This window comes from Actinosynnema sp. NPDC023587 (assembly GCF_040640215.1).
Taxonomy (GTDB): domain Bacteria; phylum Actinomycetota; class Actinomycetes; order Mycobacteriales; family Pseudonocardiaceae; genus Actinosynnema.
The window spans coordinates 327,913-342,409 of record NZ_JBFABG010000008.1 but is presented as its reverse complement, the minus strand read 5'-3'; the positions used below and the strand labels follow the sequence as shown (position 1 = coordinate 342,409).

At 71.4% G+C, this 14,497-nt stretch carries 13 protein-coding genes and 3 pseudogenes; 2 read left to right on the top strand and 14 right to left on the bottom strand.

The window, feature by feature from the left end; genetic code table 11:
• Window positions 1-83: 83 nt before the first annotated feature.
• The 13 genes and pseudogenes from AB0G01_RS22955 to AB0G01_RS22895 form a co-directional block, all read right to left on the bottom strand.
• Window positions 84-626: a hypothetical protein gene (locus AB0G01_RS22955; RefSeq protein WP_360948662.1), complete on the bottom strand. Its 543-nt coding sequence runs from the start codon at window positions 624-626 to the stop codon at window positions 84-86.
• Between the two features lie 403 nt (window positions 627-1,029).
• Window positions 1,030-1,263, bottom strand: a complete 234-nt coding sequence (locus AB0G01_RS22950; protein WP_360948660.1) for a hypothetical protein — start codon at window positions 1,261-1,263, stop codon at window positions 1,030-1,032.
• A 130-nt stretch (window positions 1,264-1,393) separates the two neighbouring features.
• A pseudogene (locus AB0G01_RS22945) lies at window positions 1,394-1,465 on the bottom strand (hypothetical protein); the annotation flags it as partial.
• Window positions 1,438-1,734, bottom strand: a complete 297-nt coding sequence (locus AB0G01_RS22940) for a helix-turn-helix domain-containing protein (protein WP_360948658.1) — start codon at window positions 1,732-1,734, stop codon at window positions 1,438-1,440. The pseudogene AB0G01_RS22945 and the gene AB0G01_RS22940, both read right to left, overlap by 28 nt.
• 132 nt (window positions 1,735-1,866) lie before the next feature.
• Window positions 1,867-3,201 (bottom strand): hypothetical protein, encoded by a 1,335-nt coding sequence (locus AB0G01_RS22935; RefSeq protein ID WP_360948656.1) that lies wholly within the window; start codon window positions 3,199-3,201, stop codon window positions 1,867-1,869.
• A 567-nt stretch (window positions 3,202-3,768) separates the two neighbouring features.
• The gene (locus tag AB0G01_RS22930) at window positions 3,769-4,230 is read right to left on the bottom strand and encodes an ice-binding family protein (RefSeq protein WP_360948654.1); all 462 of its coding nucleotides are present in this window, start codon (window positions 4,228-4,230) and stop codon (window positions 3,769-3,771) included.
• Window positions 4,217-5,101: a hypothetical protein gene (locus AB0G01_RS22925; RefSeq protein WP_360948716.1), complete on the bottom strand. Its 885-nt coding sequence runs from the start codon at window positions 5,099-5,101 to the stop codon at window positions 4,217-4,219. The genes AB0G01_RS22930 and AB0G01_RS22925 overlap by 14 nt, the downstream gene beginning before the upstream one ends.
• Window positions 5,102-5,213: 112 nt before the next feature.
• Complete coding sequence (locus tag AB0G01_RS22920; RefSeq protein WP_360948652.1) at window positions 5,214-7,781, bottom strand: HAD-IC family P-type ATPase; 2,568 nt, start codon at window positions 7,779-7,781, stop codon at window positions 5,214-5,216.
• Complete coding sequence (locus AB0G01_RS22915) at window positions 7,762-8,244, bottom strand: universal stress protein (protein WP_360948650.1); 483 nt, start codon at window positions 8,242-8,244, stop codon at window positions 7,762-7,764. Before AB0G01_RS22915 ends, AB0G01_RS22920 begins: the two co-directional genes overlap by 20 nt.
• Before the next feature lie 190 nt (window positions 8,245-8,434).
• Entirely contained in the window at window positions 8,435-8,932 is a 498-nt protein-coding gene (locus tag AB0G01_RS22910) for a universal stress protein (RefSeq protein WP_360948648.1), read from the bottom strand.
• 212 nt (window positions 8,933-9,144) lie between these two features.
• On the bottom strand, window positions 9,145-9,714 hold the full coding sequence (locus AB0G01_RS22905; protein ID WP_360948646.1) for a hypothetical protein: 570 nt from the start codon (window positions 9,712-9,714) through the stop codon (window positions 9,145-9,147).
• A gap of 178 nt (window positions 9,715-9,892) precedes the next feature.
• Window positions 9,893-9,991: pseudogene (locus AB0G01_RS22900) on the bottom strand (universal stress protein); the annotation flags it as partial.
• Between the two features lie 133 nt (window positions 9,992-10,124).
• A pseudogene (locus AB0G01_RS22895) lies at window positions 10,125-10,697 on the bottom strand (universal stress protein); the annotation flags it as partial.
• Between the two features lie 184 nt (window positions 10,698-10,881).
• Between AB0G01_RS22895 and AB0G01_RS22890 the strand changes: the two are divergent.
• Window positions 10,882-11,529 (top strand): response regulator transcription factor, encoded by a 648-nt coding sequence (locus AB0G01_RS22890; RefSeq protein ID WP_360948644.1) that lies wholly within the window; start codon window positions 10,882-10,884, stop codon window positions 11,527-11,529.
• 3 nt (window positions 11,530-11,532) lie between these two features.
• Here AB0G01_RS22890 and AB0G01_RS22885 read toward each other — a convergent pair whose 3' ends face one another.
• Window positions 11,533-13,239: a GAF domain-containing protein gene (locus AB0G01_RS22885; RefSeq protein ID WP_360948640.1), complete on the bottom strand. Its 1,707-nt coding sequence runs from the start codon at window positions 13,237-13,239 to the stop codon at window positions 11,533-11,535.
• Window positions 13,240-13,388: 149 nt separating this feature from the next.
• Here AB0G01_RS22885 and AB0G01_RS22880 point away from each other — a divergent pair, with 149 nt between their 5' ends.
• Window positions 13,389-14,387, top strand: a complete 999-nt coding sequence (locus AB0G01_RS22880) for a nitroreductase family protein (protein ID WP_360948634.1) — start codon at window positions 13,389-13,391, stop codon at window positions 14,385-14,387.
• Window positions 14,388-14,497 lie beyond the last annotated feature (110 nt).

Below are 14,497 nucleotides of genomic sequence, written 5' to 3'. Positions count from 1 at the left end.
CACGTCGGGCACCCGGCTCCCCGTCCCGCCGCGCAGTAGCGCTCCGCCGGACACCGCTGCCGTCCGGGCGGCTCCGGCCTGGGCTATGCGCCCAGGTGGTGGCGCAGGTCCGGCAACACGTCCGCATCGAGAGGGCCGTGCAGCCCGACGAGCATCAGGCGGACCGGGACGTCGGCGCGGTAAGCGGCCACCGACCGGTGAGTGCCGTCGATGATCACCAAGTCGTCGCCGCCGACCGCGTAGGCGGGCAGCACGAGCTGCACCGGCAGCTCCTCACGACGAAACCGCTCCTCCAGATCCGCGAGCTGTCCGGCCCGGCGCGTGGACCAACTCCTCTCGTTGGCCGCTGCCTCGCGTACCCGCATCGGACGAGCGCCCTCCTCGGACCAGTCGACCGCACGTCCGTCGGCACCGGAGTACCACACCGTGAACAGGTTGCCCAGGTGCTCCACCGAGCGGCTGAACGACTGGCGCACGCAGAACTCGGGCTCGCGCAGGCGTTGCCAGTTCAGGAGCACCCGGACGACTCCGTCGCCGAACATCGCCTGGAACTCGCGGGTGTCGATCGGGTGCTCCCTCGGTCGTCGCCAGCGCTCGGCGGCGCTCGCGGGGTGGGCGAAGTCCACATCCCGGGCCGGCTGCCGCGACCTGCCCTCCTCTCGGCACCTCGGACAATCCGGCCCGGCACATCGTGGTCGGGTCACCAGGTCACGCCCGGCGACCGCCGCTCGACGGCAACGCCATCGTGGCGTTCGACAGCACGACTCGCCAAATGCCGTTCGTCCAACCGGGTCTCGCCGACCGGCTCGACGACCACACCGGCCCGCTGCCCGCCCACGCGCCCGCCGGCCTCTGGACAGCGCCCGCGCCCGGCCGGGTTGATCGTCCAGGTCGTTGTCGCAGGGGAGTGGACGTCGTCGCCCGGTCCCACGCCAGGAGGCAGGTCCGCTGGTTTTTTGAGTCGGGAATTCTGTTTAGATATCAGGCGGGTGTGGTGAAGTGCAGGTGGAACCTGGGATGCGAGACCAGCTACCGTTTGACCGCCGGGGTCTTGTGGGTGACGTAGTTGTCACAGACCAGATGCACCTCCAGCCCTGCCAGAACCTCCAGTGTGGACAGAAATGCCCTGAATTCCTCGGCGCGGTGTCGTCGTTCGAGCGAGTCGATCACCTTGCCGGTGGCGATGTCGAGCGCGACGAACAGGGTCGTTGTCCCGTGCCGGACGTAGTCGGAGGTCTGTCTTTCGGGCACTGCGGGCGTCATCGGCAGCACCGGCTGCGACCGGTCACAGCGTGAACGTCTCGCTGCGATGCGGTCGCAGGCCGAACGCCCGCCAGATCCACGACACCGTGGACTGCGACAGCCCGGTGTGTTCGGCCATCGACCGGGTGGACCAGTGGGTGGCGTTGTCGGGCTTGCGTTCCAGCGTCGCGGCAATCAGTCCGGCGACCTGCCCGTCGTCGATCCTGCGCGGTCCGCCTGACCGGGGCATGTCGCCCAGCCCCGCGACCCGTACTCCAGGAACCTCGCCCGCCACCGCCCCGCCGCGTGCGGGGTGGACCCCAACCGCGCGGCCACGTCCTTGGTCGTCGCGCCCTCCGCGCACGCCAGGACGATCCGGCACCGCGACGCCCACGCCTGCGGCGTCGACCGACGACGCACCCACCCCTCCAGCGCCGCCCGCTCGTCGTGGGTCAACACCAACTCGGCCTTCGCCCGCCCGGTGCGCGCCATCAACCCCAGCCCACGTATGAACAGAACTCCTGACTCAGGAGACCGGCCGGTCGGGTCCGATCACGCGTCGGGCCGGTGCTCCTGGCACAACCAGGGACACCGGCCCTTCGTGACGAAGGCTGCCGCTACCGATCAGCAGGTGCAGACGCCACCGTTGTTGACACCGGCCACGCCATTGGAGCCGGCCAGACCGGAATTGCCGTTGGGACTGGTGATGGTGTTGACACCGGTACCGCCGTTGACAGTTCCCGCATTGCCCGTGCCGGCCGCACCTGCGGCACCGGCCAGGCCACCCGCACCGCCGGGACCGGAACACCCGGTGCCGCCGTTGCCGCCGGCCGCGCCGTTGCCGCCGTTGCCGCCGGTCGTGGTGATGATGTCGTTGTCGGCTTCGCCGTTGACGTTCCCGGAGTTGCCGCCGCCACCGGCACCACCCGCACCGCCGACGCCACCCGCGCCGCCGGGCTGCGTGGCGCTCAGGCCGTTGCCGCCCTTGGCTCCCAGCCCGCCGTTGCCGCCGAGACCACCGGTCGTCTTGAGGGTGTCGGCCCCGGCACCGCCGTTGACGGTGCCCCCGTTGCCGATGCCGCCCGCGCCACCGGCACCACCCACGCCGCCGGCACCACCGCCACTACCGCAGCCACCGACACCGCCGGAGGAACCCGCACCGCCGGCACCGCCGATCGTGGTGATGTTGTCGACGCCGGCATCCGTGGTGCCGCCGTTGACGGTCCCGGAGTTGCCGACACCGCCTACTCCCGCAGCGCCACCGATACCGCCGGCACCCGCACCGCCTGCCGTGGCACCGCCCTTGCCGCCCAGCCCGCCGACGCCGCCGACGCCACCCTTGCCTCCGGTGGCCGTGACGGTGTCGTTGCCGACCGCCCCGGTGACGGTCCCGGTGTTGGCGACCCCGCCGACGCCGCCGACGCCACCGTTGCCGCCGGCACCGCCCGCGCCGCTGTTCAGCCCGGCTCCACCGACACCGCCGGTACCCCCGTTGCCACCGGCACCGCCGACGACCGTGATCTGGTCGGTGCCGTCACCACCGTCGACGAGACCGGTGCTGCCGATGGCGACGCCGCCGGAGGTGCCGACGCCGCCGTTGCCGCCGGCCGTGCCCGCCGGGGTGCCCGCCGTGCCGTTCGCGCCGGGCGGACCTGTCGCCCCGCCGATGCCGGCCGTGCCGGTGATGATGATGGTGTCGTTGCCGGCCAACGTGCTGATGGTGCCCGCGACCGGGCCGCCGGTGATGGTGACGATGTTGGCGTTGGCCGTGCCCAGCAGGGTCTGACCGGCCGGGACACCCGCCGTGCAGGTCACGTTCTCACCGGTCCGGACGCAACCGGCCGGATCGGCGGCGTGGGCGGCACCGGGGGCCACCAGGGCGAACCCGGCTGCTGTGCCCAGCCCGATCAGAGCACGTCGGACGCGCACCGCCGTGGTGTTGTGCGTGGTCGATCCCATGACTTGTCCCCATATCTCCGTGAATGGTCGAGTCGTCGCTCCGAACCGGAAGAGGTTCGCGGACCCACGGCAACTCTGCGCTTTCCCGGAGACGTTGACAACGAAATCGGCTGGCTGTCATCCCATTGCGAGAAAACCTGGTCAAACGTCGATCTTCCACTTTTCTTTTATTTACCCGTTCTGCCGAACAATTTCACGGACATCCGTCGATGTCGTTCCCGGACGACGCGATGGTGATGTCGACAGCGGCCAGGTCGAGTGTGTCGACGGTGCTGCGGATCGCGTTGACGCCCAGGCCGTCATCGGTGCCGCCGACCTTGAGGTAGGCGATGGACGCCCACGGTGGTGTCCGCGACCGACGCGGTGGTGGAGACGAAGCCGGTGGCCGGTGTCGGCTGCACGGTGATCAAGGGAGTCGGTCAGCGTCTGCGCGGTGACGATCACGGTTTCGCTGCCGCACGGCGAGAGCGCGGTGCTGTTGTTCGCGTCGCCGGAGTAGGTCGCGACCCAGTTGCAGATGCCGGCCGCGCCAGTCACGAGTGACGGTCACGGTTCCGGGTGCGCCAATCACCCGGACGGTGTCGGAGATGTCGCCGCCCGATGGGACGGAGCCGGAGGGGGTCGGGCTCGCCTTCGCCGGAGGCGGCGCAGGTGCTCACGCTGTTGGCGTCCAAGGTGACCGCGCCGTTGATCAGCACGACCGCGGAGTTGCTCGCGGTGGTGAGCGAGCTGGTCACCTGGAAGAGCCAGGCCGCACGGGTTCCCCTGCGCGTCGAGCCTAGGCGTGCCGGTCGGCTGAGCAGTGGAAGCGAGGCAGCGCACGCCGGGGGGCAAGGTCAGGTCGCCCAGGTCCTGGCCGCTGAAGTCCTGATCGCAGGACTGCGCGGTGGTGAAGGCATAGGCCGTGGCGACGTCGCCCTGGGCTTGGGTCGCCGCCGGATCATCGGCGTGGATGGGTCCCGTCGACCACCCCAGGCGGGAATCCGACCACCGACAACCCGGGACTGACCCCAGCTCACCGGTGATCACGCTCGCACCGGTGTTGTTCACGGTCGTGGTGCCGAGCACCGCGAAGCCTGTGGCAGTGCCCAATGGCTGGAGTGACCGCCACCGCGTTCGCGGAAACCGGGACGACGACGGCAATACTCGCTGTCAGCGCGGCCGGGGCTGAAACCCGGGAAGTACGTCTCATGGTTCCAACTCTCCGGAGGAGGTCCGAGAGATCGCGGCGGCCGGAGGTCGGGAGATCCATTTCGGGCGTGCCGAGACGGTGTGATGATCGAAACCCCGGCGGTGGGCGGGTGTCCGCTTCGGGGACGTGCCGGCGCGCTGCCGGACGTTCCTCGCGGCAGTGAGGACTTCGAGGAGTCGCTCGTTCAGCGCCAGTGCCTTTACTCGCAGACGCCGCCGGGGCACCACGGTCACGCCCGGCTCGCGGCGCGCAGTCCCCGCGCCCACGCCACGGCGCGGTCCAGTTCGCCGTCGACCAGTGGTCCGGGGTTCCGGTGACGTAGAACGACGTGAGGGCCGGGACGGTGTAGCGCAGGCGGCGCAGGTGCTTGGCGATCGCCTTCGCCGCCGACCCGGGCAGCCATCCCACCTTGACCTTCGTGTCGAACGCGTACACCAGGACCCCGGACCCGGCGGCGGGCAGGATGTCCAACCACTCCCGCACCCCTCTGCCCGTGGAGACCAGTCCACCGGGAGCACGGCCGGCGGCGGAGGTGCGGGTGCTCGCCCGGCTGAGGCCGAAGACGTGGGTCGGCGCGCCCACCACCACCAGGTCGACGTCCTCCGGCAACACGTCCGGTGCCGTGGCGACCTCGACGACGTCCACCGCACGCTCTCCCGCCAAGACCGCACCGATCGTCTCGGCGACCGCCCTGGTGTTGCCGAACATCGATTCGTAGACCACGAGTGCCCGTGCCATTCCGAGTACCACCCTCCGTCACCCCCGACCGCTGTCCAGCGGGCCGTCGACAGGGCCGGGGGTGACCTGCGCCGGCGTGGCTTCACTTGGGGGACGCGGTGGCGATGCGGGTCTTCGCGCGTCGTTGCCGCCACTTGTCCAGTTCCACGAGCGCGTAGGCGAGGGCGGTCAGCACGGCGATGAACGCCCAGGCGCTCCACCCGATCGGCGCGGTGTGGAAGAGGGTGTTCATCGTCGGGGTGTAGGTGAACAGCAGTTGCAGCACGACGGTCGTGCCGATGCCGGCCGCCAGCCAGGGGTTGCCCAGGAACCCGGCCCGTGGACGGAGGTCGTCCAGTGATCGGCAGCTGATCAGGTAGGCGATCTGTGCGGCCACGAACGCGTTCACCGCGACGGTGCGAGCCTGCTCCGGCGACGCGCCCGAGGTGAGCTGCCAGTGGAACGCGGCGAACGCCCCGGCGAGCAGGATCGTCGACACGAACACGATCCGCTTCACCACCTCGCCGGTCAGCAACGGCAGGGACGGTGGTAGCGGCGGCCGGCGCATCACGTCCGGTTCGCGCGGCTCGAACGCCAGGGTCAACCCCAGCGCGACGGCGGTGGTCATGTTGATCCACAGGATCTGCACCGGCAGGATCGGCAACGCGGTGCCGGCCACGACCGCGGCGAGGATCACCAGTCCCTCGGCCATGTTCGTCGGCAGGGTCCAGATGATGAACTTGCGCAGGTTGTCGAAGACCGACCGCCCTTCCTCCACCGCGGCCCGGATCGTGGAGAAGTCGTCGTCGGCCAGCACCATGTCCGCGGCCTGTTTCGCGACCTCCGTCCCCCCGCCGCCCATCGCGACACCGATGTCCGCACGCCGCAACGCGGGCGCGTCGTTCACCCCGTCGCCGGTCATCGCCACGACGTGGCCCTCGGCCTGGAACCGCGTGACCAACCGGAGCTTCTCCTCAGGCGACACCCTCGCGTGCACGGCGTCGGCGGGGATGTCGAAGTGCGCGGCGATCGCACGGGCGGTGTCCGGGTGGTCCCCGGTGATCATCCGGACCTCGATCCCCGCCTCGCGGCAGGCCCGCACGGCCTCGACGGCCTCCGGGCGCGGCGGATCCTGCATCGCCTGGAGACCGAGCACGACCACTCTGCCGCGCAACGATTCCTCCGTCAGTCCGGTGTCTTCGGGCAACTGCGCGGAGGCGAGCGCGAGCACGCGCAGACCGGTGTTCGCGAGCTCGGCGGCAGCCGCGTCCGCCGAGGTCCCCGCCAGTTCGGCGATCCGCTCCACCGCGCCCTTGAGGTACACCAGTCCACCGGGGTGCAGCGTCGCCATGTAGCGGCGCTCGGCGGTGAACGGCAGGACGTCGATCCGGTCGGGCACGTCCTGCGGGCCGAGGCCGGCCTTGCGGGCGGACACGACGAGCGCGGCCTCGGTGGGGTCGCCGACCGCTGTCCACTTCCCGCTCTCGCGAACGATCCGGGCGTCGTTGCACGCGAGGCCCGCCAGCAGGCACTCACGCAGCGCGGCGTCGGCGGGCGGGAGGATCCGGCCGTCCGGGTCGTAGCCGATCCCGGTCAGGTCGTGGTGGCGACCGGCCACCACCGCAGTTCGCACGGTCATCTCGTTCGCGGTGAGCGTGCCGGTCTTGTCGGTGCAGATCATCGTGGTGCTGCCCAGTGTCTCGACGGCGGGCAGCCGTCGGATGACGGCGTTGCGGCGGGCCATCCTCGCGACGCCGATCGCGAGCGTGACCGTGACGGCGGCGGGCAGCCCCTCGGGGATGGCTCCGACGGCCAGCGCGACGGCCGCGGTCAGCGTGGTCCCCAGCGGTTCCCCGCGCAGCAGACCGATCACCACGCTGAGCGCGGCCAGGCCGAGGACCACCACCGTCAGCAGCTTGCTGAAGCGGGCGAGTTTGCGGGTCAGCGGCGTCGGCACCGTGGTGGTATCGGTGACCAACCGGTGCACGTGGCCGATCTCGGTGTCGGCACCGGTCGCGACGACCACGCCACGTCCACCGCCCGTGGTCACCAGGGTGCTGGTGTAGGCCATGTCGCGTCGGTCCGCGAGCACGGCGGCCGGTGGCAGGGTGAGCGGGTCCTTGGTCACCGGCATCGATTCGCCGGTCAGCGCCGACTCGTCGATCCCGAGTTCCTCCACGTGCACGATCCTCAGGTCGGCGGGCACCTTGTCGCCCGCCTCCAGCACGACGACGTCGCCGACCACCAGGTCGTCCGACCGCACCTTGGAGACCGCCCCGTCGCGCACCACGGTCGCCTCGGTGTGGACCAGCGCCACCAGCGCGTCCAACGCCTTCCCGGCCCGGAACTCCTGGATGAACCCGATCGCGGCGTTGACCACCACGACGGCGAACACGACCGAGGCGTCGACGATCTCGCCGAGGGCGGCGGTCACCGTCGCGGCCGCGAGCAGCACGTAGATCAGCGGGTGGTTCACCTGCGCCAGCAGCCGGACCGGCCAGCTCGGCCGGCGCTGCGGTGGCAGGGTGTTCGGCCCGAGCTCGACGAGTCTGCGCGCTGCGGCCGTCTCGGAGAGGCCGTGACCGGAGTCGGTCCCCAAGAGCCGCACCACCTCGGTGACGCGCATGGCGTGGCGGCCGACCTCCGGCCGGTCAGCCGTGGTCAGCGGCATGATCGACGTCGAGCGCGGGAGTGGCGTGCGCGGCCTTGACCGGGATCATCACGACCGGCACCGACGCGTGCAGCAGGCATTGCGTGCTCGTCGAGCCGAGTACCAGATCGCGCACCGGGTGTCCCGCGTGCGATCCGACGACGAGGAGCGCGGAGCCGCGCGCGGCATCGGCGAGCACCGAGGGCGCGTCGCCCCGCAGGCTCCGCCGGACGATGACAGGAGAATCCAGTCGCCAGACGGCAGCGGCGCGCAAGGATTCCTCCACCAGCGCCTTGGACCTCGTCAGCGCGGTCTTCGCGGCCGTCTGCGACCAGTCGGCCAGCGGCTCGTAGTCCCACGCGTTGACCACGTGCACCGGACAGCCTCGGATGATCCCCTCGTCCAGGGCCCAGCGCAGCGCGTGGTCGGCCGCGGGTGAACCGTCGATGCCGACCACGATCGGATTGGTGTCGTGCGCCTTCATGACGTTGCCGCCTCTCGTTCACCGGCGCGCGGTCCACGCGCGAAGACCTTGCCCACCGACCGGAATCGGTGCGGCAGTCCATCAGCGTCGGCTACGACATCGGTGCCCGCGTGCGGGGTTGATCGGGCGGAGGGCACCGGCGCAGGCCCGGTCGACCGGGATGCGCGGACGTGGTCCGGGACGCGGCCGATCACAGCATCGCCCCGGACAGGGCGGGACGCGGTGCCGCCCGTGCGTGCTCGGCCGGATCCCGCAGCACCACGACCGGGCACGAGGCGTGTCGCACGCAGTACCGGCTCACCGAACCGAGCAGGGCCGGGCGGATCGGGCCTGCGGTCGCCCTGCCCACGACGAGCAGCACCGCGTTGCCCGACGCCTGCGTCAACGCGTGCCGGGGGTCGTCGGCCGTGAGCACCGCACGGACCTCGACATCGGTGTGCAGCTCGGCGATCGCGTCGTCCAGCACACGGCGTCCCACCTCGTCCATGCCGTGCGAGGTCATCGCGGCGAGAACTCCGAACGGTATGGCACCGATGACCATGCCGCAGTCCTCTTGCCAGGCCAGCACCGCCTCGACCGGGCATCGGCGGCGTTCGGCCTCCACGACCGCCCAGTTCAGCGCGGCCCGGCTCGCCGGGGACCCGTCCACGCCCACCACGATCGGTCGGACATCGATGTCGTTCGCCATCGGTTCCTCCAGTGCTCATCACCGAGCCTTCCCATCCCGAGCCCCTCCGGTGAGTGTCCGGAGCCCTGTCACACCAGGGCCCTTCGACTCCGTGGCACCAGATCCGTTCGGCGGCACAGGAAAAACACCCCCCCGCACGTGACAATTTCGTCCGTGCCCCGTCGGCGCACACCGAACGCGCGCATCGATGGCGAGCGCGCGGTGGGGGATGGTCAGCGCAGCCAGGGGTGGGTGCGCACGACCGTGAGGTCCGCCCACCTCCGACCCAGGCCCCACACGTGCCCGGCGTGGGCGACCGCCAGGACGATCAGCACCAGCGCGTAGACGACGTGGTAGTCGATCAACGGATTGGTCGAGCCGCTCGGTGCCCCGGACGAGGTGTGCTGGGCGAGTGGCCACTCGGCGATCCACATCAGCGCCATCAGCACAGACCCGGCGACCGCCGAGATCCGCAGCACGACACCGAGCAGCACCGCCACGCCGAGACCCGCGAGGCCCAGCATGAAGGCCAAGTCCACCCACCCCGATCCGGCCATGCCACGCAACGGCGACTGGAACGGCCCCACCTCCACGTGCCCGAGGAACCCCTTGGCGGGTGATCCTCCGCCGATCCACGCCCCTCCGGACGGGGTGGCGTAGCCGAGGCCGAACAGCTTGTCGAGGAACGCCCACGAGAACAGGAATCCCATGGCGAGCCGTAGCACGGCCAACGCCTTCCCACTGGCCGGCGTGGTCGGGATCGGCTTCCCGAGGACGGGCTTCGCATCGTGCTTGAGGGACATGACGTGGTCTCCTTGGCTCATCAGCGGTGTTCGTCGTCGCGCGGTCGTCGCGCCGGAGTCGGAGATCCCGGTCACGCGGAGGACTTCGGGGGCCGTCGTCAGGGGATCGTCGGCCTGAACGCACCACGGCCACCGGGCACGGCGCGTGGTGCACCAGTGCGTGGCCGGTCGAGCCCGGCAGCATCCCGGCGAACCCGCCCAGTCCGTGACTGCCCACCACCGGCAACCTCGCCTGGCTGCCGGCGCGCACAAGAGCGCGGACCGGCCGGTCGAGCACGACCACGCGGTCGACCACGACGTCCGGGAACTTCTCCCGCCAAGCGCTCGACCGGCAACCGCCGCTGCCGGTCCTCGAACTCGGCCCAGTCCATCGAGAAGCGGCCCTCCCGGTGCGCGCTCTCGGCCGGAACCCCGCTCCACGACAGCACGGCGGTCAAGGGCGCGTCGCGCGTCGAGGCCGCGTCGAAGGCGAACCCGATGGCGGACTCGCTCGCCGGTGATCCGTCGACGCCCACCACGACCGGGCCGTCCGCCACGGTGTGGGTGCGCACGACCACGAGCGGGCAGCGCTCGTGCGCGGAGAGCGCCACGGCCGTCGAGCCGACCAGCAGGCCGGTGAAACCACCGAGACCTCGTGAACCGAGGACGACCGTCCTGGCACCGGCGCTCTCGGCGATCAGCAGCGTCATCACCGGACCCGCGTGGAGTTCGGCCTCGATCGCGATGCCCGGAGCTACCGCGTGGGCGGCGGCCTTCGCCTCGTCGAGCCACTGCGCGCCCTGCGCGGCGAGCGCGGCGGTGACGTCCCGCGCGCTCGCGATGATGTTCGGGCAGCCGTGGACGGGCGGGAAGCAGCCGTGCACGAGTCTCAGCGGCACGTGGTGGCGGGCGCACTCGTCGGCGGCCCAGACGACGGCGTCGAGTGCGGAAGCCGAACCGTCGACGCCGCCGACTACGGGTGGCGCGACCGGGTTGCGGCCCATGGCGATCTCCTCCGGTGGGGTGGTGGTTCCCACGCTAGGAAGAACCTGAGGCGAGGGCCGCCGTCCCAAGTCACCTGGCACCGCGCCGGACGGCGCGCTGAGCAGGGTCTTCGTACCCTGCCCGCCCGGCAGGGGCGCACCACGGGGTCGGCGGGGGAGTACCGTCGGACTCCAGGGGGTGCGGATGGCGACCAAGGTGTTCCTGGTCGACGACCACGAGATCGTCCGCCGCGGTATCGCGGACCTGCTCAGCGACGAGTCCGACCTCGTGGTGGTCGGTGAGGCGGCGTCGGTGACCGAGGCGCTCACCAGGGTGCCCGCCACCGGACCCGACGTGGCCGTGCTCGACATCAGGCTGCCCGACGGCAGCGGCATCGAGCTGTGCCGCGAACTCCTCTCCCGCGACTCCGGGCTGCGCTGCCTGATGCTGACGTCCTTCGCCGACGACGAGGCGCTGTTCGACGCGATCATGGCCGGTGCCTCGGGTTTCGTGCTCAAGCAGATCCTCGGCCACGACCTGGTCCACGCCGTGCGCACGGTCGCTTCCGGGCAGTCGTTGCTGGACGCTCGCACGACGTCCGCGCTGCTGAACCGGATCCGTCGCGAACGCGGTCAGGGCGACCCGGTCCGCACGCTGTCGGATCAGGAGCACGTGGTGCTGGAGCTGATCGGCGACGGCCTGACCAACCGCGAGATCGCCGAGCGGATGTCACTGGCCGAGAAGACGGTCAAGAACTACGTGTCACACCTGCTGGCCAAGCTCGGCATGCAGCGCCGCACCCAGGCCGCCGTGCTGGCCACCCGGCTGCGCAGGCCGCAGGACGACCGGTAACCCTCAACGCAGCGGCACCCGCCAGGTCAGTCGGGTGCCACCCGACGCCTCACCTGTCACCGTGAGGGACCCGCCGAGCCCGGTCGCCCGCTGCTCCAGGTTGCGCAACCCGCTGCGCGCGATCCCGGCCGGCAGACCCGCACCGTCGTCCACCACCGAGATGACCAGTTCGTCGGTGGCTTCCACCGTCACGACCAGTTCGGTCGCGCGGGCGTGTCTCAGCGCGTTGCTGACCCCTTCGCCGACGACGGCCATCGCGTGCTCGCCGATCTCGTCGGACACCGAGTTGTCCACCGTCCCCGACATCCGCACGACCGGCGACAGCGGAGCGTCCTCGCTCAGCCCGGCGATCAGGTCGAGCAGCCTGCGCCGCAGCCCGGCACCCGCGTCGCCCGCCGCGTCCTGGAGGTCGAAGATGGCCGTGCGGATCTCCAGGACGGTCTGGTCCAGTTGCTCGACCACCGAACGCACCCTGGCCTTGACCACCTCGTCGGTCGACCTCCGCACCGTGCCCTGAAGGCTCAGGCCGGCGCTGAACAGCCGTTGGATGACGTGGTCGTGCAGGTCCCGGGCGATGCGGTCGCGGTCGGCCAGCACGTCGAGCAGGCGCTGTGAACGCTGCTTGTCGGCCAGTTCGAGCGCGAGCGCCGCCTGGTCGGCGAAGTAGGCCAGCACCGGCACCTGGTCGGGCTGGAACGGGACCTCGCCCGCCCGCCGCGCGGCCACCAGCACACCTGTCACCGCCGCACCCACTCGCATGGGCACCGCAACACCGGGGCCGAACACCGCCGGCACACCGCCCGGGGGTTCTTCGAGGTCGTCGACCAACTTCGGCGCACCCGAGCGCAGCACCTCCCGCACCGCCGAGCCGCCCACGACGAAATCGGTTCCCACCGCGTGCTCGTCCGACATGCCCGCCGCCGCGGCGACGTGCGGCGTGCGCTCGTCGTCGCCCAGGACGATCAGCGCGCGGTCCGCGCCGAGCAGTTCCAGCGTGCGCTGGGCGATGAGCCGGAGCGCGGCCTCGCCCGAGGCACCGCCCAGCAATTCGGAGTTGATCTCCGCAGTGGCTTCCACCCACCTCTCGCGCATCCGGGAACGCTCGAACAGCCTGGCGTTCTCGATCGCCACGCCCGCCGCCGCGGCCAACGCCTGGAGCACCACCTGGTCGTCGACGGTGAACTCCGCCGCGCCCTCTTTCTCCGTCAGGTAGAGGTTGCCGAACACCTCGTCGCGCACGCGCACCGGAACGCCGATGAAGCTGTGCATCGGCGGGTGGTTGGCGGGAAAGCCGACCGAGGCCGGGTGCCGGCTCAGATCGGCGAGCCTGATCGCGCGGGGATCCTCGATCAGCAGGCCGAGCAGCCCTTTGCCCTCCGGCAGGTGGCCCATGTGCTCCCGGGTGTCGCCGTCGATGCCGACGTGGACGAACTCCGACAGGTCGTCCCTGGCACCGAGCACCCCCAACGCGCCGTAGCGGGCACCCACGAGGTCGACCGCGGCCTGGACGATCCGTTGCAGCGTCGAGTCGAGTTCGAGGCCCGTGCCGACCGCCAGGACGGCGTCGAGCAGCCCTTGCACGTGGTCCCTGGTCTGGCCGATCTCCACGAGCCGGTCCTGGACCTCGTCCAGGAGTTCGGCCTGCCGCAACCCCGCCAGGCTCCCCTTGACCGCGTCGCGGGCCGTCGGATCGGGATTCTGCGGAGACATCGGCACTCCCGCCGTAGGGGAGAAGCCTCGCACATCGGGAACGGACCACCAAGCCGAGCGGCCCTGGCCGACGGTGACCTTCGACGGTGTACGCCCGCGAGGAGGCGGCGGAGAGTGGCAGAACACCCCAGGACGAAGGTGACCACACGATGATCACGACCACTCCCGCTCTCGGCCTGACCGAGGAGGAGGTCCACTCGGTGCTGGAAACGGCGTCTCTCGCACCTTCGGTGCACAACAGCCAGCCGTGGCGGTTCCTGCTGCGCCCCGACCGCATCGAGCTGCACGCGGACCCGGACCGGGCGCTGCCCGCGACCGATCCCGGCGGGCGTGAGCTGCGGGTGTCCTGCGGTGCCGCGCTGCTCACCCTCCGCCTGGCCCTGCGAGGCAGGGGCATCCGACCGCTGGTCAGCCTGCTGCCCGGAGCGGACGCGCTGGGGGCACTGGCGGTCGTGCGGCGCGGTGACGCCCGGACGGCCAGCGCGGAGGAGCTCGCGTTGCTGGCCGCCGTGCGGACCCGGCGGACCAACCGGGGGCCGTTCGTCGACGCGACCGTGCCGGACGCCCACCGCGCGTCGCTGGTGCGCGCCGCGGATGCGGAGCGCTGCTGGCTGCACGTGGTGGACGACCACTCCGAGCGGGCCAGACTGCAACGGCTCGTGCTGCGCGCCCACCAGGAGCAGGCCGCGGACCCCGCCGTGCTGGCCGAGCTGCGCGCGTGGACGGAGTCACGTCGGGGCCATGCCGGGATTCCGCTCGGGTCCGCCGGGCCACGACCGGAACCCCAGGACGAGTGGGTGCTGCGCGACTTCGCGCCCGACACGACGCACGAACGCCGGCCGGGCAAGGACTACGAGTCCGATCCGCTGGTGGTCGTGCTCTGCTCGTTCTACGAGGGCCCGCTCGCGGAACTGCTCGCCGGCCAGGCGGTGCAACGGGTGCTGCTGACCGCGACCACCCTGGGGCTGACCGCGTCGTTCCTGTCCCAGGCCGTCGAGGTGCCGCACGTGCGCGAGGAGCTGCGGCGAGCGCTGGGCGGCAGCCTCGCCCCGCAAACCCTGCTGCGCCTGGGATACGGCTCTCCCGTTCCCGCGACATCGCGGCGTCCCGTCGTCGAGCTGCTGATGGCACCGAACCGCGCGCCGTGATGTCGGTATCGCCGTGGACGGAGCCGGTGCGGTCGGTGTCCATGGTGGCCCCGAAGAATCCCAGCCGGTTCGGCCGCCCGCCGCCGCATCAGGGCCGGGTTCGGCGGTCG